The 18,986-nt window shown below is 63.4% G+C and carries 15 protein-coding genes; 7 read left to right on the top strand and 8 right to left on the bottom strand.

The window, feature by feature from the left end:
* Positions 1–5 precede the first annotated feature (5 nt).
* From FJY68_06840 to FJY68_06825, 4 genes are all read left to right on the top strand, one after another.
* Positions 6–1,271 (top strand): hypothetical protein, encoded by a 1,266-nt coding sequence (locus FJY68_06840; GenBank protein ID MBM3331555.1) that lies wholly within the window; start codon positions 6–8, stop codon positions 1,269–1,271.
* 153 nt (positions 1,272–1,424) lie between these two features.
* The gene (locus FJY68_06835; GenBank protein MBM3331554.1) at positions 1,425–2,015 is read left to right on the top strand and encodes an MBL fold metallo-hydrolase; all 591 of its coding nucleotides are present in this window, start codon (positions 1,425–1,427) and stop codon (positions 2,013–2,015) included.
* Positions 2,012–2,530, top strand: coding sequence for a DUF523 domain-containing protein (locus FJY68_06830; GenBank protein ID MBM3331553.1), 519 nt, complete (start codon positions 2,012–2,014; stop codon positions 2,528–2,530). The genes FJY68_06835 and FJY68_06830 overlap by 4 nt, the downstream gene beginning before the upstream one ends.
* Before the next feature lie 459 nt (positions 2,531–2,989).
* Positions 2,990–4,978, top strand: coding sequence for a T9SS type A sorting domain-containing protein (locus FJY68_06825; protein MBM3331552.1), 1,989 nt, complete (start codon positions 2,990–2,992; stop codon positions 4,976–4,978).
* A gap of 126 nt (positions 4,979–5,104) precedes the next feature.
* Here the strand turns inward: FJY68_06825 and FJY68_06820 are convergent, their stop codons facing one another.
* The 8 genes from FJY68_06820 to FJY68_06785 form a co-directional block, all read right to left on the bottom strand.
* Positions 5,105–5,782 (bottom strand): hypothetical protein, encoded by a 678-nt coding sequence (locus tag FJY68_06820; protein ID MBM3331551.1) that lies wholly within the window; start codon positions 5,780–5,782, stop codon positions 5,105–5,107.
* Between the two features lie 61 nt (positions 5,783–5,843).
* Positions 5,844–7,550, bottom strand: coding sequence for a hypothetical protein (locus FJY68_06815; protein MBM3331550.1), 1,707 nt, complete (start codon positions 7,548–7,550; stop codon positions 5,844–5,846).
* 15 nt (positions 7,551–7,565) lie between these two features.
* Positions 7,566–8,678 carry a transglutaminase domain-containing protein gene (locus FJY68_06810; protein MBM3331549.1) on the bottom strand — a complete coding sequence of 371 codons (1,113 nt, stop codon included), beginning with the start codon at positions 8,676–8,678 and terminating at the stop codon, positions 7,566–7,568.
* Positions 8,679–9,264: 586 nt separating this feature from the next.
* Positions 9,265–9,906 (bottom strand): hypothetical protein, encoded by a 642-nt coding sequence (locus FJY68_06805; GenBank protein ID MBM3331548.1) that lies wholly within the window; start codon positions 9,904–9,906, stop codon positions 9,265–9,267.
* Positions 9,903–11,039, bottom strand: coding sequence for a hypothetical protein (locus tag FJY68_06800; protein MBM3331547.1), 1,137 nt, complete (start codon positions 11,037–11,039; stop codon positions 9,903–9,905). The genes FJY68_06805 and FJY68_06800 overlap by 4 nt, the downstream gene beginning before the upstream one ends.
* Position 11,040: 1 nt before the next feature.
* Complete coding sequence (locus tag FJY68_06795; protein ID MBM3331546.1) at positions 11,041–12,588, bottom strand: PEGA domain-containing protein; 1,548 nt, start codon at positions 12,586–12,588, stop codon at positions 11,041–11,043.
* Positions 12,589–12,703: 115 nt separating this feature from the next.
* The gene (locus FJY68_06790; GenBank protein MBM3331545.1) at positions 12,704–14,197 is read right to left on the bottom strand and encodes a sigma-54-dependent Fis family transcriptional regulator; all 1,494 of its coding nucleotides are present in this window, start codon (positions 14,195–14,197) and stop codon (positions 12,704–12,706) included.
* Positions 14,187–15,161: a carboxypeptidase regulatory-like domain-containing protein gene (locus FJY68_06785; GenBank protein MBM3331544.1), complete on the bottom strand. Its 975-nt coding sequence runs from the start codon at positions 15,159–15,161 to the stop codon at positions 14,187–14,189. Before FJY68_06785 ends, FJY68_06790 begins: the two co-directional genes overlap by 11 nt.
* Positions 15,162–15,738: 577 nt before the next feature.
* Between FJY68_06785 and FJY68_06780 the strand changes: the two genes are divergently transcribed.
* From FJY68_06780 to FJY68_06770, 3 genes are all read left to right on the top strand, one after another.
* A complete protein-coding gene (locus tag FJY68_06780) occupies positions 15,739–16,650 on the top strand; it encodes an SDR family oxidoreductase (GenBank protein ID MBM3331543.1) in 912 nt (303 codons plus the stop codon).
* Between the two features lie 9 nt (positions 16,651–16,659).
* On the top strand, positions 16,660–17,778 hold the full coding sequence (locus tag FJY68_06775; GenBank protein ID MBM3331542.1) for a hypothetical protein: 1,119 nt from the start codon (positions 16,660–16,662) through the stop codon (positions 17,776–17,778).
* Between the two features lie 498 nt (positions 17,779–18,276).
* Positions 18,277–18,986: YncE family protein (locus FJY68_06770; GenBank protein ID MBM3331541.1), on the top strand; the 710-nt coding region annotated here is incomplete at its 3' end.

Genomic DNA, 18,986 nt, shown 5'->3' with positions numbered 1-18,986 from the left:
CGACCATGAGAATGACGAATGACGAATTCCGAATGACGAGTAGCCGGAAGCGGGCAACCGACGTTCGAGGGCCGTCGAGAAGGGTGATACTCGTACCGCTGCTCGTGCTCGCCATCCTCGGATGCAGGAAGCTCGACAACCCGCTGAACCCGGACACCAACCTGCCATTGGGAACCGGCGCGGGCAACCTGCCGACAGTAGCGCAGACTGAGCCGGCGTACCGGGACGAGCTCGCGGACGACGAACCGGAAACTACCGGGATTCAGGCGACCGTGGTGGTCGCATTCTCGGATTACATGGACCCTGACTCGGTCGTGAAGAGCGCGAAGGTCACGAACACGAGTACCGGCCAGGTCGTGACCGGTCTCGACGTGAGCTATGACGCGGACGCGCGCAGGCTCTACATTCGGCATCTCGCCTGGACCGCGAACTCGGCATTCCTGTTGACCTTGTCGTCGAGCCTCGCCAGGAACCGCTGGGGTACATCCCTGGATGGCAACGGCAACGGCAAGGCCGACGGCAGCCCCTACGATGACGCACTGACCACGTTCTACACCCAGGGCTCAAGCGCGAACTCCTGCGTCCCGACCCGGCCTCCGACCATCGACTATGTAGACCCCGACACGGTTCGGATGGCGGACACGCTCATTGCAGTCGCGGTGTGGTTCACCTCGGAGATGGACACGACCACACTGGTCCTCTCGAACTTCAAGCTGGTGCGGGACGACGGGGCTCCGGTCATCCTGACTCCCTTCTCGGTCTCTCCCTACCATGTGACGTTCATGCCGGCCGCCGGCCTTTCGTACGGTCACCGCTACACATTCACCATCCTCGAGTCCACGGTCAAGGGCAAAGCGCCGGCCAACACGCCTGCCTATCTGCTGAACCTCGATACCGACTACGATGGCCCGGAGGCAGCAGAACCCACCTTGACCTCCTACTTCCTCTGCGACACGGTGGCTCCGCCCGAGGTAGAGGCGTGGGACTACGCGGACCGCGTCGAGTTCAACTTCACCGTCCTCATGGATACCGCTACCCTCACCCCGGAGAACGTCCGCGTCTTCGACGACCTGGGGTATGTCCCGGGTAGCCTGGTGCTGACGAACGACGCGCCCGGCAACTACACGAGGGTCTACTACTACTTCTCACGACCCCTCGAAGGGAGACTGAGGGCCTTTGTCAGCCGGGCGGTGAAATCGCTGGTGGGCGTACAGCTTGACGGCTCGGGCAACGGCATCGGCGGTGAGCCATGGGACGACCATTGGTGGTAGCCGCGGAGCGGTAGCGCAGGACCGGATTCGGATTGAGCGCGGCTCATAGTCACTTCTGAGCCGCGCAGTTCTTCGGCCAGGACCGGGCAACACGCAGGCCCGTCAAGCTGTGAATCTTGACCTTGGCGGCTTCGTGCCGGTAGGATTGTGGGCATGAACGGTGTGATGCCTGTTTCTCTCGGCATGATCAAGGTGTTTCTCCTGACCGGGAAGCGGCCGGTGCTGGTTGACACCGGCACCCGAGGCAACGCCAGCCGGATACTGGACGGGCTCAATCATCAGGATGTGAAGCCCGAAGATGTCGGTCTCATACTCATCACTCACACGCACGGGGACCACATCGGCAGTCTGGCCGAACTGAAGAAGGCCATCCCTGCGCCTGTCGCAGTGCATCGGCTCGATGCGGAGTCCGTGCGTGCAGACGCGTGCGTGGAGCCGGATGTCCTGCTGGAAGACGAGTCCGACCTGCGTCCCTGCGGGGTCGCGGGCGAGGTAATCTGGACGCCCGGTCACAGCCGGGGTTCAGTGTTGGTTACGCTGGAATCCGGCGAGGCGATTGTCGGTGACCTTGTCCTGCCGCGGTTCATGGCCTTCGGCCCGCCGGCAATCGCGTTCTGGTCGGCAAGTCGTGAGGACTCAATCGCAAGCATAAACAAGGTCATTGCGTTCAGACCCTCAACCATCCTTGCGTCCCACGGCGGTCCATACACTCCGGAGTCCCTTGTACACCTTGCCCGTTCATGAAGCTCGAAGCACCAGGCCGTCGTCCCGTCGTTGTCGTCAGTCGCTGTCTGCTGGGCGAGCGTTGCCGCTACGACGGCAAGACGGTATCCTCGCCCGCCGTCCGGAGGTTGGGGGAGATGGTGAGTTTCGTGCCGGTGTGTCCCGAGATGGAGATCGGGCTTGGTGTTCCTCGTGACCCGATCAGACTGGTCAGGACGTCTGGTGGCGTCCGGCTCGTACAGGCGCGAACCGGGCGCGACCTGACCGCGAAGTTGCGGGCTTTCGGTCAGCGGTTCCTCGCCGGACTCGATGTGGATGCGTTCCTGCTGAAGTCCCACTCTCCATCCTGCGCCGTTCGCGACGCGACGGTCTGCGACCCCCGTGGTCGCGTCCTGTCCGTCAGGCTGGCCGGCCGGTTTGCCGCCGCGGCGCGCCGGCGGTTTCCGTCAGTGCTGCTATGGGACGAACAAATGCTCGCCGAGCCGGGTGCGGGCCGGCAGTTCGGGCAGGAGATCCGTCTGCGAGCAGCAAAGTAGTCAGGTTCTTCGATCCACCTTTTCACGAGCAGGAATCGCCGGGTCATTGCTGCGCAGCTATTGCACAGCGCCGCGTCTGCGTCGGGCGACAGTCGGCCGGAGTCCGGTCCAGTCTCAGGCACGGCCGAGACGCGAGCCGGTTGGCACGGTGCTTGCTCACATCCGATGGTAACACAGCCGAGCTCTCCGGGTGCCACGGAACTGGCGACGCTGAAACGGGCACGCGGACTGTACCGTGCGAGTGGACGACGCCGGTCGGGCCGGACCTGGGTAGAACTTGCACGCGGATAGCCGCCGTGTATTGTATTCGGGTCTTTTTGCCGGTGCGGAACTGCCCGGGACCGGACCGCAGTGACGGCACTACGGAAGGCTCGGTCAGGAGGATCCGGCTGCAGGGCTGGCGACGGCGGCAGTCGGTCCGCTTCGGCACATCAAGCAGCAGCAAGGTAGGGAGGACAGATGGTTCGTCAGTATCGTAGTCCGGGCAGCGTTCGCGGCCGATGGTACGCGCCGCTCAAGCTCGCGACCATTGTGTTCGCAGTGGTCTGTATCGCCGGGCCGGCGCTGGGACTTCAATGGAACGTCGGCACCAGGAGAATCGTGATCCCGGCCGGGACCGTAGACTCAGGCGCCATGATCGAGCCGAGTGCCGTGGTGGCCAACTACGGCGACAGCACTGCGACGTTTACGGTGCTATACTCGATCGGCACCTTCTACTCGTCCACCAGGACGGTGACGAGTCTCGCCCCCGGAGAATCTCTGGCGGTTGCTTTTGACACCTGGCCCGCCATCCAGCGGGGATCTCAGACGGCCAGGTGTTCGACTCAGCTGGCGCCGGATGAGAGCACGGCGAATGACCGTGCCACCCGGACGTTCACCGTCCGCGTGCGCGACATGGGGGTGGATTCGATCATGACGCCCAAGGGAAACGTCAATCTCGGCGTGACGGTCACGCCCCAAGCGAGAGTGACCAACCATGGTACGGGCAACGCCAACTTCCAGGCGAGGCTCCGCATCGGGACGTTCTACAGCGAAAGCTCCTTCGTCAATGGGATGGCGTCAGGTACATCGCGCACAATCAGCTTCACCAACTGGACTCCGGACTCGCTCGGGACTTTCGCGGTTAGCTGCACCATGATGCAGAATCTCGACCAGGTGCTGACCAACAATCTGGTTCTTGATTCCTGTCATGTGATTACTCTCGCGAAAGATGCCGGGACGATGCGGGTCGTCGCACCCACGGCTATCGTTGACTCAGGTGCTGTCTTTCAGCCGCAGGCCATGGTGCGCAACACCGGGACGGACACGATCTCGTTCCCGGCGATTTTCACCATCAGCGGCGGGTACGCCGACACTCAGCAGGTCACGAACCTCGCGTCGCTGGACTCGGCGCTGGTGACGTTTGCCGACTGGACAGCGAGTCCGCTGGGAACACTGGTGACGCGTTGCAGCACGGCCCTGGCCGCCGATTCAAACGCGACCAACAATGCGCGCTCGGATTCCGTGAAGGTGATAATCCGTACGACCGATGTTGGCGCGGTGCGCTTCACGGCTCCGCCTGACACAGTAGATTCCGGCACCGTCGTTCCGGTCAAGGCCTGGGTCCGCAATTTCGGGCTGGTGATGCAATCGTTCCCGGTCAGGGTCAGGCTCGGCAGCTTGTACAGCGACACGGTGCAGGTAGATTCTCTTGCTGCCGGCGATTCGCTCGAGGTCACGTTTGCCGACTACCCCGTGGCGGTCCGCGGCTCGCAGACGGTCAGGTGTAGTACGATGCTGACTGGCGACCAGATTGTGACCAACAATCTGTTCTGGAAGTGGGTCTTCCGACGTGTCCGCGACGTGGGGGTACAGAGTATCACCGCGCCACCCGGTGTCGTGCCGGAAGATACCGTTGTGATTCCCGCCGCCACAGTGCGGAGATTCGGCAACGCACCCGACAGCTTCCCGGTCATCTTCCGCATCGGCACGTTCTACGAGGACACCGTACGCACGAATGACACGTTGGGGTTGGTCACATTCAAGCCCTGTACTTTGAGTGTGTCTGGCACCTACAGCGTCGTGTGTTCTACTGCGATGAATCTGGACGTGATTCCGGCCAACGACGCGGTGTTCGATTCGGTCCAGGTCGCCGACGTCGGCATCAGCGCGACCGAGCAGGGACCCGGGTTGCCGCGGACAGTGACCTTGACGGGCAACGGCCCGTTCGCTGGTCGAGTGGCCATTCAGTACGGTCTTCCCAGGAGCGCGGCTATCCGGCTCGAGGTCTACGATGCCTCCGGCAGGTTGGTCCGGGTCGTAGCCTCAGGTCCCTGTCAGGCAGGCTATCACAATGCGGACTGGAAGTGCACGGATGAACGCGGCAGGACTGTGGCGCAGGGCACGTATTTCGTGCGGCTGGTGGCCGACGAAGTGACCCTTACCAGCAAGGTTGTGAAGGCAGAGTAGATCCACCACCGATTTCAGAGAGGCCGGCAGGCGCTATGCCTGCCGGCCTTGTGCTACCGGACGTTTGCGGAAATCTCCGAGCGAGTCTGGCGCTGGACTGCCCGCCTGCCGGGCCCCGATGGTTTGCTAACCGGCGAGGGCGAGAGCCCGTTCGAGCACGGCCCGCCGTCGCCATCGGTAGGTACCGGTTCCGCGCAGCGCCCTCAAGCTGCGCTCTGCCGCCGGCGCGGCCCAGCGCAATTCCCTTCGAGCCTCGGGCGGGTCCATTTCGCTGAGGGCCAGCAGGGTATAGAAGAAAGGGAACCGAATCCAGCGGCCGTTGTCGGAGCGGCAGTCAGCCAGCACGCGCAGGCCGTCTCGGAACCGCGGCACCGCACTATCCAGCCCGCCCGCGGCCAGGTGGCGCCAGAGCGACACCGTGCAGATGCCGCAGCAGTAGAAGCCAACGTGTCGGGCGTGAATCCGCTCGCATGAGTCCAGCCGCTCCTGCATCCCTGCTTCGGCGCGAGCAAGCGCCGCCGAAACCTGCCTGTCCTTGACGCCGAGTTTCAGCAGGAGCCGGCAGCATTCCTCGCCGAGGATGTGGGAGGTTGCGGCACCGGAGCGGACTACCTCACCTGTGAAGACGCGGATTCCGTGTCGGAAGTCCTGCCTGGTCGGAGCGAACATCCCGGCATATGAGCCAGGCAGGCCTTGCCGTGAGGCGATCTTCCGCTCCGCGGCAAGGAGTTCGCGGGCGGTAATCCTCAGTCCGAAGTACCGTCTCTGCTCGACCCGGTCCGCAAGCGCTGCGAGGCTGTTCACGGCTGTCTCCTTTCTCTCGACTGCGGCGATAGCGGGGATGCTGGTAGCCAGAGACTACCGGCTACTTGAGCATTGCCGCAACCGTGCGGTTCAGTTCACTGATGTCGCCCGCTCCCGGCCGGGTTTTCCGAAAGACGATAGCGCCTTTCTTGTTGTACAGGGTCAATATGTCATCGGTGTCGAGCACGCCCGTTCTGGTGTTGGGTTCACATGCGATGGTGAAGGTGAGTGCGTTCTTGGTCGCGAATGATCTGGCTGCATCCAAGGGGGCGTGCGCGATGCCGAGTACGAAGAGGCCTTCTTTCTCGTACTTCTCGTGGAGTTGCTGAGCCGCCTTGAACGCCGGGAGCGCGACCGACAGGGCTGGGTCGAAACGGATGACGACGCCCGGTCTGTCTTTGGGAGGAAGAGTGGATGAGATGCCTCCGGCAATGTTCGGCAGGAGGTTTGTGAAGTCCGGTGTTCTGGAGTAGACGGGCGCGGGCGTCACCGGCACGGTCAAGTCTAGAGTGATATCCACTGCCGCATAGGGTTTGACCTCCAGCTCCCGCGTCACCACGTAGGGGTCACCGCGTGGGTCGCGCTGGCCGGCGATCAGGAGGAAGTTTCCGTTGCCGAGGTAGCAGTCGAACTTCCCAAGAGAATCAGTTACCGTGTTGAGCTCGTCCATTGGCCGCCATGCACCGGCGTTGAATACGTTGACGGCGAAGCCCTCAAAGCCGGGCAGCGGAACACCCGCTGCGGTCAGGCGGATGCGAACCCGGGCGCCCGCGGTGTAGCTTGGAGTGACAAGTTGCTGGCCGAATGCCGACGTCGCGACTGCAACGGTGACATTGTTGCCATGCTCGCGCTCAAGCCAGCGGAAGTCTCCGAATGCCTTCGGCTCAAGCGGGTAGCAGGGCAGCCAACTCCCGTCGCTGTAGACTTCGAGCCAGCTTGCATCACTGTCCTGCGCACCAAGCCAGGGAACCTTGACGCGGCGGCTCGGGATTCCGAGTGACTTGAGGATGGCCGCGGCCAGCACCGCTATCTCCTCGTTCGTCCCCGATCCGGATGAGAGCACAAGTTCGGGCGACTTCATCGGGCCGAAGAAGCCGCGTTTGACGGGGCGGATGTGCCCGGCAAGCCAGAGATTGACGATTCGAGCCGCGGCGGCGGGCGTCCTGGATTTCTTCACCGCGCGGGCGAAGCGGCCATAGAGGAGCTTGCGCCAGGCCGTGACCGGCTCGTCGGAGATCCGGTAAGTGAGGATGTAGTTGCGGAACAGCGAGTCGGGTGCGCGATACTTGAAGGCTGTCATGCCGATATGTGAATACTCGATGTGTTCGACCAGCACCGCGCGGGTCATCTCAAGCCGGTCGAGGTGTGGCATTGAGTTGATGAGCCAGACCGCCTCTGCGCGGCGGTCTGGCTGCACGGTCGCGACGGCGAATGCCAGCTCGTCCCAGTTCTGACCGGCGTCGGCCAGCGCCTCAGCAAAGGCAGGGCGGAGCGAGTCGGGGGCCAGCGCCAGCAGGGCAGAGTCCTGCGGCGAGGCGAACGGCTGGGCAACTGCGCTCATCGCGAGCGGCAGCAGAATGGACAACCACAGAGGCCACAGAGCGGATGGGGTCCGGAGTCGGTTCCCTGCGCTCAGTTTTTTCTGTGTGCTCCGTGGCACAAATCCGGGGTTCACGGTTCGGCATCGGATACCAGCCGCCGATACACGCCGATCGACGCCGATGGGTGTCCCAGATTCGGAACCATGCCTGCGTCTATCTGCGTTCATCCGTGGTTCACAGAATCATGGTTCGGGCAGCGGATACCAGAGCCAGAACTTCGGGGGCAATTGCTGTGGGTCGTCGAGGTCAAAGCGGATGTCCGTAGTCTCGCGGGCTACTATCCGGGCGATTGCGCCGCACGAGTCTGATCGGTAGCCGGCGGTGACGCAGACTTCGCCGACACCAGTCGGTATCGACCACCAGCCGTCATCGCCGGTCGTGTCGCGCGCCACCGGCCGGAGCGCGCCGCTGTTGAACACTGAGACACAGACCGGCACACCGATAGCCACCTCGCCGGACCGAGATGCGAATACCCGCAGCAGGCCGGTCGGGGTGTAGTCGGACGTCACGTTGATAACGGCACATCCCGGCTCGCGGCGGTAGACGCCTTCAGCGTTCTCCGGCACGCCGTAGCTGACCGCGAATACGTAGGCGGTGCGGATGGTGTCCTTCTTGAACCGGAAGTGTAGCGAGTCAACCGCCTCAAACGCGTGCGCCGGAAACCACTGGCCATCAATCCAGATCTCGGGCCAGGCGTGGTTGCCGTCGCCCGCGGTCCAATACGGCGTGTACGCCTGACGGACCGGGATGCCGATGGCGCGGCAGGCATCGGCGTACAGAATGACGAGTTCCTCGCACCGGCCCCAGCCGGAGAGCAGTGTCTGCAGCGGCCCCTGGTCGCGCGGGGCATTCGGCTTGTAGGTTGCCTTGCGCCCGGTCCAGGTGTTTACCTGCCTCGCCGCTTCGGTCATCGTGGTGCAGTTCCGGACGAGCGGGTAGAGCGAATCGAAGAACATCCTGCGCCAATTCGACAACGGCTCCTGCGTCACGCGGTGTGGGAGTACGTAGTGCCGGAACAGCTCGTCAGGCACACGCCGGCCCCACGGCAGTAGCTCGCGCGCCTTGAACGCCAGCGCGACGTTTTCCTCCAGCATCGGAGCCGGCATCTGCGCGAGGTCCACGGCGGGCATGTTTTGCAGCAGGAACTCGGCTGCCGGACGTTGCTCGGCAGGCAGGCGCGACAGGGCCAGCTTCAGTTGTCCGGCATTGCTTCCCGCGAGCGCATAGCTCGATCTGAGACTGGAGTCGGCACCCGGCAGGGCCAGCAGGCAAAGCAGCAGGCAGATGGTGTTCATCCAGGGAGCCGGGACAAGAATACGGTGCTGTGGGGAGGAGTCAAGCTGGCTAGCGCGGGAAGCGTTGATCAATGCGACGGTGGAGGTTCTCTGTCTGGCTCTGCTTGCCCGGCCTCGACTTGAGCTGGATGGCTCCGCAAGTCTGCCGTGCCCCAGGGTGCTTCTGGCTGCAAGTCAGCACGGTGGGCTTGCGTGCCGAGATCCACACTCCCATGTCAGTTTCCAATTCATGCAGCAGAGAGGCGGTGCGCAGCAGGGATGTCGCACCGCCTCTCTGTGACCGAGCCCTCTATGAGTAGAGGTGCGAACTACCTACCGGACTTCGAGGACTGGGCGGGGTCCAGTTGGTAGGGAAAGACACCGAGGCTGGCCGTCTTGCCACACACACCGCTGCCGTATCGGGTGCGGCAATTGACTGCCATCTCTTGGGAGGCGAGTAAGTCGGTGTCGTGCCTGTGTTAGTAGCAACTCGCATGCCAGCCGGAACTGGATTCCGGTCTCAGGCACAGACATGGCTGCACGACTGTAGCTGGCAGCAGGTGGGAGGGCCGTGTGTGCAGGTGTTGCACACGGCCCGCAAGTTACTTCACGGGGAGCGCAGCGCAGAAATCAGGCCGACCAGCCAGAAAGCCACCGACGTCCCGGATAGGACTATCCGGGCGTGCGACCAGTTGTTCGCGTCTTGATGGCGGTCGGCGATGTCCTGCGGCGAGGAGGCCTGCAGGTAGTCAGCGCGGGCGTCGTTGTACGCGAAGTGGCTGAGCACGAGTCCGGCGAGGGACAGCGCTGTGGCGCCGGCCAGTGCATAGCCCGCTGCCGGGCGGCCGGTCTGCATCTGGCGCAACCCGGGGACGATCACCGACAGCGGCACCGATTGCCTCAGGTAGACGGTCTCGGCCAGCACGGGTGTGGGCGGCGGTGTCGGCAGAGCTGTCTGCGCCTTGACCGCCTCGAACACGGCTCGGATCTTCGGGGACACGGCCTCGGGATCCAACGTCAGATTCGGGTGTTCTAGGAGGAGTCGGCGAAACACTGCGGCGGCCTCATCGGCGCGGCCCAAGGCGACGAGGGCAAAGGCGTAGGTCTGATTGACAGCGCTGGAATCCGCTGCGCTGCGGGCCGAGTCGGCAAGGACGAGAGGCGTGAGCTCAGCGACCCGTTCGTAGTCGCCGGCCAGATAGAGGCTGTCCAGCGGCCCGGTGGCCGCGAGGAGCAGCAGGAAGATCATCGGACGACCGTGACTGTGCCGGTCACGGACCGGTCGTCTTCGCCCATCACGCGCGCGAAGTAGACCCCAGGAGCCAGCTGGACGTCAACCGGCCCGGTGCCGGCGAATACGAGGCGGCCTGACCCATCGTAGATGGAAGCATCACGGCAGGTTATGCGCACGTGCCCGCACGCGACCGTCGCCCAACCCGCAGTCCTCTGTACCGGCCTCGGGGCCTGCGGTTCTTCAACACCGGATGGGAAAAGCGATGCGTCAGCTTTCTCAACCGACGGCTCGGCACCGCGGTCACTCCGGCCGCCGATGACTATCACGTTGGTGTCCACAACTGCCGCTCCGCAAAAGACCCGCGGGACAGACATCTGCGGCAGGTACTGCCAAGGATCGAAGACGCTCACCATACTGGCTATCTCGACCGAACTCAGGGGGCCGTCCTTGTTTTGACCACCGATGGCGCAGAGCCACTCACCATAGCCGATTGCCGCGGCTCCGCTGCGCGCGGTGCGCATGTATCGCATGGATTTCACCCAGCCGCTCCCCCCGTTGAACTCGAAGCTCGATAGATTGCTGAAGTACGCTCCACCGAGCGCGCACATCCAGCCTGCGGCTACAGCGGCCGCCGGGTTGGCCCGTCGTGAGATGAGAGAGTCAACCACGTCCCAACGACCCAGGCCAGAGTCGGGCGTGAACCGGGCAACTGACTTCTGGAAACCCAGTGTCATGGAGTATCCGCCGATTGCGTAGATGCGGCCCTCGTATTCACAGCCGGCGAGGGATGACCGAGGCCAGGGAAGCGGGGCTACGGTATCCCAGGTGTTGGTTGAGGGGTCAAAGCGGTCGACCCGGCTCAGGTCGGTGTTGCCGTCGGTGCCGCCCATCAGGTATATCTTCCTGTCGAACGAGGCGCAGCCGGCGAACCACCGCGGTCCCGGAGGCGGGGCGAAGTCCAGAACCCAGGAGTCAGCCGGGACGTCATAGGCCTCTACCAGGTTCCGCGGCACCGAGTCTGAAACCAGCCCGCCGATTGCGTAGACTCGGGACCCCACTGCTGCGCAGCCGAAAGCGTAGCCGGGCGTGTTCATGGGCACGCACGGCTGCCAGCTTTGCACCAAGACCAGCGTCAGCAGACCTAGCATCTCACTCACCTCCTAGCATGTTCCGTGCCGACCTGGAATACAGGTCGTATGTCAGTCGGTAGATACGGGCGGAGTCAATATGAAGCGACTCGCGTCTGACCCCAAGTTCCGGGTGGGTCAATGTGATTCCATGGTTGCCAAGGACGACCCGGATGGGGCGGTCCATGGGTGTGGTGTCAACAACCTGGCCGTCAATCGCCAGAACCGCCCAAGGGGTGACGCGGATGTCAAGCTCGGCTACCTCACGGTCAAGGTTGACGGCCAGCGTGCAGTTCGGGCGATCCAGCTCTACGGTCCGGCCTACCTCCGGGTAGCGCGGATGGCGCAGCGTGACGGTGTGCCGGCCCGGCGCCAGGATCGGCTCGGTCGCAAGCGGAGTAGTGCCGAGCGAACGGCCGTCGATAGCGACGTGGGCCCAGGGTGTTACCAGGAGCCGAAGCCGGCATTCATTGGGGAGGGGTCGAGGATTCGAGAATTCGAGAATTCGAGTGCCTGACACCCGCGTCGTTGGATCCTCTGTTTCCTGTGTAGCTGCCGACGACGTCTCCGGCACGGTGACAAATGCGTTTGGCAGCACGGATGCCGTGTTCTGCGAAGTGTCCGACATCGGCCTCGCTGCCACCTCGAGTCCTCGGGGTCGTCGCTGCGTATGGGCAAGGACTATCGGGACGACCACGGCTGCCACAATGGCCGGTGCAAGCACTGCCGCCAGAACCGCACGCCGCTGTGGGCGCACTTGTCGGGCTGCGGTCGTCGGTGCGGAGAACAGCCGTACGAGTTCCTGGGCCGACCCCGGGCGGTCGGCGGCGCGCTTGGAGAGCATCCGTCCCACGAACTCGCTCAAACCACCCGGCAACCCGGGCACGAGTTCCGCCAGCGCGCGGGGTTCGTGGTTCAACACCAGGCTCAGCGCGTCGGCATAGGTTGCCGCGGCAAACGGGTTGTTCCCGCCGAGCGCCTGGTAGATGATGATGCCCAGGGCGAAGATGTCGGTGGCCGTGTCTACCTTCAGTCCCCGGGCTTGTTCCGGCGACATGTAGGATGGAGTGCCGATGACGCATCCTTCCTGCGTGAGATCCCCGAGGTCGCGGGCGCAGGCAAGTCCGAAGTCGGTCAGTTTCACCTCGCCGGAGTCAGAGATCATTATATTGGCCGGCTTCAGGTCGCGGTGGACTACGCCTTGGTTGTGAGCGAAGGCCAGCGCGCGCGCGACTTCCCGTACGATGGGTGTGAGTACGGCGAGCGTCAGGCGTCCTTTCTCCGTGAGCAGCGCCTCCAGGGTCCGGCCTTCGATGAACTCGGACGCGATGTAGAAGTCATCTTCGGTTCCGTAGTCGTAGATGGTCACGATGCCGGGGTGTTTCAGTCTTGCCTGCAACAGGGCTTCCCGGCGGAACCGCTGGACCAGGTCTGAGTCAGCCGCCAACCGTGGGTTCAGGACCTTGAGGAGGACCGGCCGGTCCAGGACGCGGTCATGGGCTTTGTAGGTGACCGCCGTCATCCCTTCCTGGATGGTCTCCACGACTTCGTACCGTTCAGCTCGGGTCATTGCGCCAGGCTCAACACCGTGAATGACGAAACTCGAAGCTCGAAGCCCGATTGAAGCCCGAATGAGGCATAATACCCAATTGGGATTTCGGAATTCGGACTTGATTCGACATTCGTCATTCGGATTTCGGAATTGGCTTCTGGCCTGCTTCGTCTTCTCGCTTCCACTCGGCCAGCTTGTTGAGCAGGGTCCGGCGCGATATGCCAAGGCTGGCCGCGGCCCGCGTCCGGTTGCCGTTGAACGCCTTCAGCCGGTCGAGGACCACGCGCTTCTCGATCTGGGCGGCGGTGCCCTCAATGGGCATGCCGTTGTCAGCGGGCTGTGGGAGCATTATGTCGCTCTCGGTCAGCTTGTCGCCCGAGCAGAGCACCACCGCCCGCTCCATGGTATTCTCCAGTTGGCGGATGTTGCCCGGCCACGAGGAGTTCACCAGCTTGTCGATTGCCGGCTTGGCGATGCCGGCCACCTTCTTGTTCTGGCGCCTGGCGCTGGCCGCAAGGAAATGGCCGGCAAGAAGCGGGATGTCATCGCGGCGCTGGCGCAGCGGCGGCAGCTCAATCGGGATGACGTTCAGCCGGTAGTATAGGTCTTCACGGAACGTACCTTCCCCGGCAAGCTGTCCGAGGTCGCGGTTCGTCGCGCTCATCACGCGCACGTTGACGTGGTGGGTCTCGACGTCACCTACCCGGCGTACCTCCCCGCTCTGCAGGGCGCGCAGGAGCTTGGGTTGGAGCGGCCGCGGCAGGTCCGACACTTCGTCCAGGAACAGGGTGCCGCCGTTCGCCGCCTCGAACAGCCCCTGCTTGTCGGTCACCGCGCCGGTGAACGAGCCCTTGCGGTGCCCGAAGAGCTCGGACTCGAGCAGGTTCTCGGGTATCGCGCCGCAGTTCACAGCGACGAAAGCCGCCTCTTTGCGCGGTCCGGAATAGTGGATCGCCCGCGCCACCAGTTCCTTGCCCGTGCCCGTTTCGCCGGTGATGAGCACGGGCGCATCGGTCGGGATAACACGGGCCATCATCTCAAAGACGGCCCGCATGGCCGCACTCCGGCCGACAATCTCGGGGAACTGCTGCCAATCACCGAGGGCTGAACGCAGCTTCCCGGTTTCGGCGGCGAGGCCGGAGCAGAGCCGGGCGTTCTCGATCGCCAGCGCGGCGATGCTGGCGAACGGCCGCAGGAACAGCAGCGCGTCATCGCTGAAGACGTTGTGGTCGGTGCGGCTGTCCACATAGATGGCCCCGACCAGCCGCTCGCGGCTGATGAGCGGGGCTACCGCTACCGAGCGCACATGGGCGATTATTATGCTCTGCGCGCCCGGGAACGATGCCGGCGCGTCCACGAAGACCTTTGCCTCTTTCTTCGATACGACCTCGTCGAGCACGGTCCGAGACACCCCGCTCAGCTCCTCTTCCACCGGGCCGTCGATGTGTCGGGCGACGCGTACCGCCAGCTTGCCCGTTTCCGCGTCGGCGAGCAGGAGCAGGCCGCGCTCGGCATTCATGGTCCTGAGCGCTTCGTCCAGCACATCTCCGAACAGCGCATCCGGATCCAGGATCGAATTGAACAACTGGCTGACGCGGAACAGGGCCTCGTAGACGTCACCGGGCATAGAACAACTCCTCGGCCGACCGGGACGAATTGCCGAATCCGTCGATGGCCTCGATTGTCCAGTAGTAATCACCGGAATTCAGTTGGGCTGAGCTAACCAGTAGAGTCGTGTCGGGGGTGTCGAACTCGGCGGCCACGCCGGCCGGGTTCCCGCCTTCAATTCGGACTACTTGCCCGTGGTAGCGCACACCGAACCCGCGGTCGAACCGGCGCCACGCAAAGAGTGTGTCGCTGGACAGGGTATCCAGCCCCCCTGACGGGAAAGCCGGCTCCGGCAGGTCGGTGATGATACGGGTTACTCCGGGCAGGGTGCAAGCCGTGACCGCCGACTCCAGATCAGCTACGTAGAACCGTACCTCCTGGCCGACCAGCGTGTCCAAGGCTTGACCGGGCAGGTTCTCGGCCCGGAGTGTCTGCATGAACAGCTTCTCATCCGAGTTGTAGGGGAGACGCTGCGAGAAGCCGATGGCCGGTATCTCTACCCATACCGAATCCACGTCCGATGCGCCATCGACGTCGCCCGCAGTCGCGGTCAGCGTACAGAACTTCAGGGGCTCAGGCGGCCAGCCTCGTCCGTACACGTGCGTTGTCAACCTGCAGTTTTGGAGGTACGGAAGGCCGTCCAGATAGGCGTTCACTGTGTCCACCACTCCTCTGGTCAGCGCCACGCGGGCCGACTCGGACGAATAGCCGTCGGCTGTGATGCAGACCCACGCGGTTTCCTCGGGCAGCCCGTGCAGGTCGAAGCTTCCGTCGGAGTCCGTCTGAACGGAACGCCCGGCGGCCGGCACACTGACCCTGGCACCGGCTATGGGGGTCGCACGTCGCGTCAGCACTCGGCCGCTGATGTTGCCACCCAGCCACGGATCGAGGGGGTTGTCCCGAGGCGCGTCCCAGGAGCACCGTGACGCCGCGAAGACCGCGAGCGCGACAAGGAGTCGTATCCAGCGGGACCGGCGACGCATAGTTGTGGTTACCAGCTTAGCTCAGGGGTGGCTTTGGTCAAGAAGAGGCCCATTCAGCACTTGAGAATGGCATAGGACAACGCAGCTGCCGTTCCGGTGACTAGCCGGCGCAGGCAGCTGGCGAAGCGGCCTCTCGTGGTGTGAAATTACTGCACACCCGCAGGGGCCGAGCGCTGTGGTCTGGACATGACTTCTCTGTCTGATGCGAGTCTGATGTTGGTTTGATTCCTGCGGTAGGATTGGCAGTGCACATGAGAAACACGACGATTCCGCGTTCCACTGCATCGACGCGTGCTCGACCTTCACGTCCGACGTGCAGTACGTCAACCTCTTCTTCGACGAAGAGCAGATCTAGCTGCCCCTGTTCAGCCAACGCCCCGGACGGCCCAGGTTTCTCGCGCATACTTGGTTCACAGCTCAGACAGCGCAGTCGCGTCCCAGAGATCTGCAGCCTGGTATCGTCGCTGGTCGCGGCGGCCCGTGGAGTGGCGCAGGTTCCCTTGAATGGGTCACAGTGCGGCTCCCGGCCGCGTCCTGAGTTACTCGTCCCGCGTCGGCATTGACTTTCGCCTGAGAGATGCTCATAATCAAACCAGCCCCGAGAGCAGCGAACAACAACAATGTCCTTCGTCACCCGATACATGCGTGGAGGCGTCAAGTCATGAAGTCCTACAGCGGAAAGACCGTCTACATCACCGGTGGTTCGAGCGGCATCGGCCTCGCCGCCGCGAAGCTGTTTGCCGGAGCTGGGGCGAACATCGCCATCTTCTCGAGGAGCCGGACCAAGCTCGATGCCGCTCTGTCGCTCATCGAGGCGGCGAGATCCGCGGCCGGGCAGAAGTTCCTTGCCGTGCAAGTGGACGTCGGCAACCACGCCGAGGTGGAGGCAAAGATGAACGACGCCGTCCGCAGTTTCGGCGTGCCCGACGTTCTGGTCAACTGCGCCGGCGTTGCCTGGTGCCACTATCTTGAGCAGACGCCGTACGAGGAGTTCGAGCGGATGATGATGACCGACTTCTTCGGCGTGCGCAACGCCGTGACCGCCCTCGTGCCCTTCATGAAGGAACGCGGCGGTAACATCGTCAACGTGGCGTCGATCCTCGGGGTCGTCGGCGTGTTCGGCTATTCCGCCTACTGCCCGTCCAAGTTCGCGGTTGTCGGCTTCTCCGAGGTCCTCCGGGCCGAGCTCAAGCAGTACAACATCCGGGTCTCGGTGCTCTGCCCGCCGGACACGGACACGCCCCAACTCGTGGAGGAGAACCGGACCAAGCCGCCCGAAACCAGGGCCGTCAGCGGCAACGTCGGCATGAAGCAACCCGAAGAGGTAGCTCTCGCCATGATCAAGGGGATGGAGCGGGGCAAGCTGATGATCATCCCGGGGTTCATGAACTGGCTGACTTGGACGATGAAGCGGATGTGGCCGGGCTTCGTCTTCTCGTTCATGGACTCGGACGTGCGCAAGGTGCAGAAGCGGGCTGCAGGCAAGTAGGCCTGCACGATGCCGCTCGAAGTCGCTGAGATACGCAAGCGTCAGGAGCTGCGCGAGTTCATCTACCTGCCGGCCAAGGTCAACCGGACCAACCCGCTATGGATACCGCCCATATACATGGACGAATGGAAGTACTTCGACGCGAAGAAGAACCGTGCCTTCGGGTACGCCGACACGGTCCTGGCCCTGGCGCGGCGCGACGGCAAGGTGGTCGGTCGAGTCATGGGAATAATCAACCGCAGGAGTAATGAAATCCGGCACGAAAGCACCGGCCGGTTCGGTTTCATAGAATGCTACGAGGAGCAGGACGTCTTCAACGCACTGATTGCGTTCGTCGAGAACTGGGCGCGCCGGTTGGGCATGAGGAAGATGGTCGGGCCGATGGGCTTCTCGGACCAGGACCCGCAAGGGTTCCTCTACGAGGGCTTCGACCATGAACCGACCCTCGCCTCGCTACACAACTTCCCATACATGGTCGGGTTCGTCGATGCTGCGGGCTACGTGAAGGAAGTGGACTACGTCGACTACCTCATCCGGGTTCCGGACAAGCTGCCCGAATTCTACGAGAAGATAGCGGCGCGGGTGATGCGGCAGTCCGACCTGCGGCTGCTGGAGTTCACCAGCACCGGGGAACTGCGGCCATACATCGCACTGGTCTTCGGCCTGATGAACCAGACCTACCAGGACATCTACGGCTACGTGACGCTGACTGAGGCAGAGATCAACGCGCTGGTCCGGCAGTACCTGCCGGTTATCGACCCGCGGTTCGTCAAAGCCGTGGCGCGAGGCGAGGACCTGGTCGGTTTCATCATCGGCATGCCCAACATGAACGTCGGCCTGCGTCAGTGCAAGGGGCACGTCCTACCGTTCGGCGTCTTCCAGATAGAGGCCGCGACGAAGAAGACGAAGCAGCTCGACCTCTTCCTCGGCGCCATCCATGCCGACTACCGGGGCCGCGGCATCGACGTGATGCTCGGCGGGGCGATGATGCGCTCTGCCATCGCAGCCGGGTTCGAGCAGATCGACAGCCACCACGAGCTCGAGACCAACCTCAAGATGCGGGCCGAGATGGAGCGCGTCGGCGGTCAGATCGCCAAGCGCTTCCGCATCTACCAGAAAGCCCTCTAGACCCCCCGACAGTCAGCCCGGGGCTGCCGCCGTCAGCCGCGAGTTGCCGGCCGGGCGGAATTGGGGCGCGGCCCGATGCCATTGACGCGCGGCGGGGAGGGATTCTGGGTCACCCTTGAACCTGACATAAATGTCATGATGTCATGAAAATCATGGGGGGGGGCGAGAGTCCTGCCTGTAACACGCAGTCTCGGCCGCTACCTGCGCGAAGTGTAATTCTTGTTGACTTGACAGAGTGTACGCTCTACAATTCGGCTGACGTTTGGCATGGCAGGCAAGGGATCTGCCAAACAGGGTGCTACAACGCCGGCTGGTACAAGAACTGAAGTCCTGGAGGCAGTACTTGTCTATTGGAAGACTACGCGGATTGTCGGGACGGAACTCAAGCTCATACAATCGGGCCGAAAGGGCCAGGGTAGCCCTGTGCGCGGCGGCGCGGAGTGTCACGCCGCAACGGAGCAGAGGCCGTCAAGATCATGGTTGTGCTAGGAGGTACGCATGAGGCGCTGTGTCAGTGGCCGTGGTTGGCTTAGTGGTCGTCTAGACTCCCTTCAGAATCTGGCCGTCGGGCCGTTGTTCGCGTGCGCGCTGGTGCTGAGTGCAGGTCTGTGTTTCGGATGGAGCCCGCCGGTTCCCGATACAATCCTGCTGCCGGACTCGCTGGGGCCACTGAGGCCGCCGTACCATCTGGCTTTCGGGAGTTCGACCGACAACATCTACGTCGCGAGTGAGACTTCGGACATCATCGTGGTGGACGGGAATACGTTCCAGCGTGTCAGGCGCATCTACACCAACGCAGGGGTTGGAGGGGCACTGCTGGTCAGCAGGCACAACCGTCTGTACGTTTCGCACCCGTCGCAGGGCCGCATCGGCGTCATCGACTGTGCCACCAACAACGTGGTCGGTTCGATTCTCGTCGGGTCCCGGCCGACGCTGCTCTGCTACAGCAGTGGCAGTGACAAGCTGTATTGTGGCGACACCATCGACAAGACCGTCTCGGTGATAGACTGCGCCACCAACGGGCTGCTGAAGATCATCCCGGTCGGGAAGGGTCTGAAGGATATGGCCTATGACCCGACTACTGGCAAGGTCTATGCGGCAACCAAAGATGCAGTCCGCGCGATCTCCTGCCACGCCGACTCCATTGTTGCCAGCATCGACACGGTCAAGTCGGCGAAGGGGCTACTCGTCAACCGACGCCGCCAGAA

This window comes from candidate division WOR-3 bacterium, from assembly GCA_016867815.1.
GTDB lineage: Bacteria > Hydrothermota > Tepidihabitantia > Tepidihabitantales > Tepidihabitantaceae > UBA2258.
Note: the sequence above shows the minus strand (reverse complement) of the source record. Positions and strands in the feature narration are given on the sequence as shown.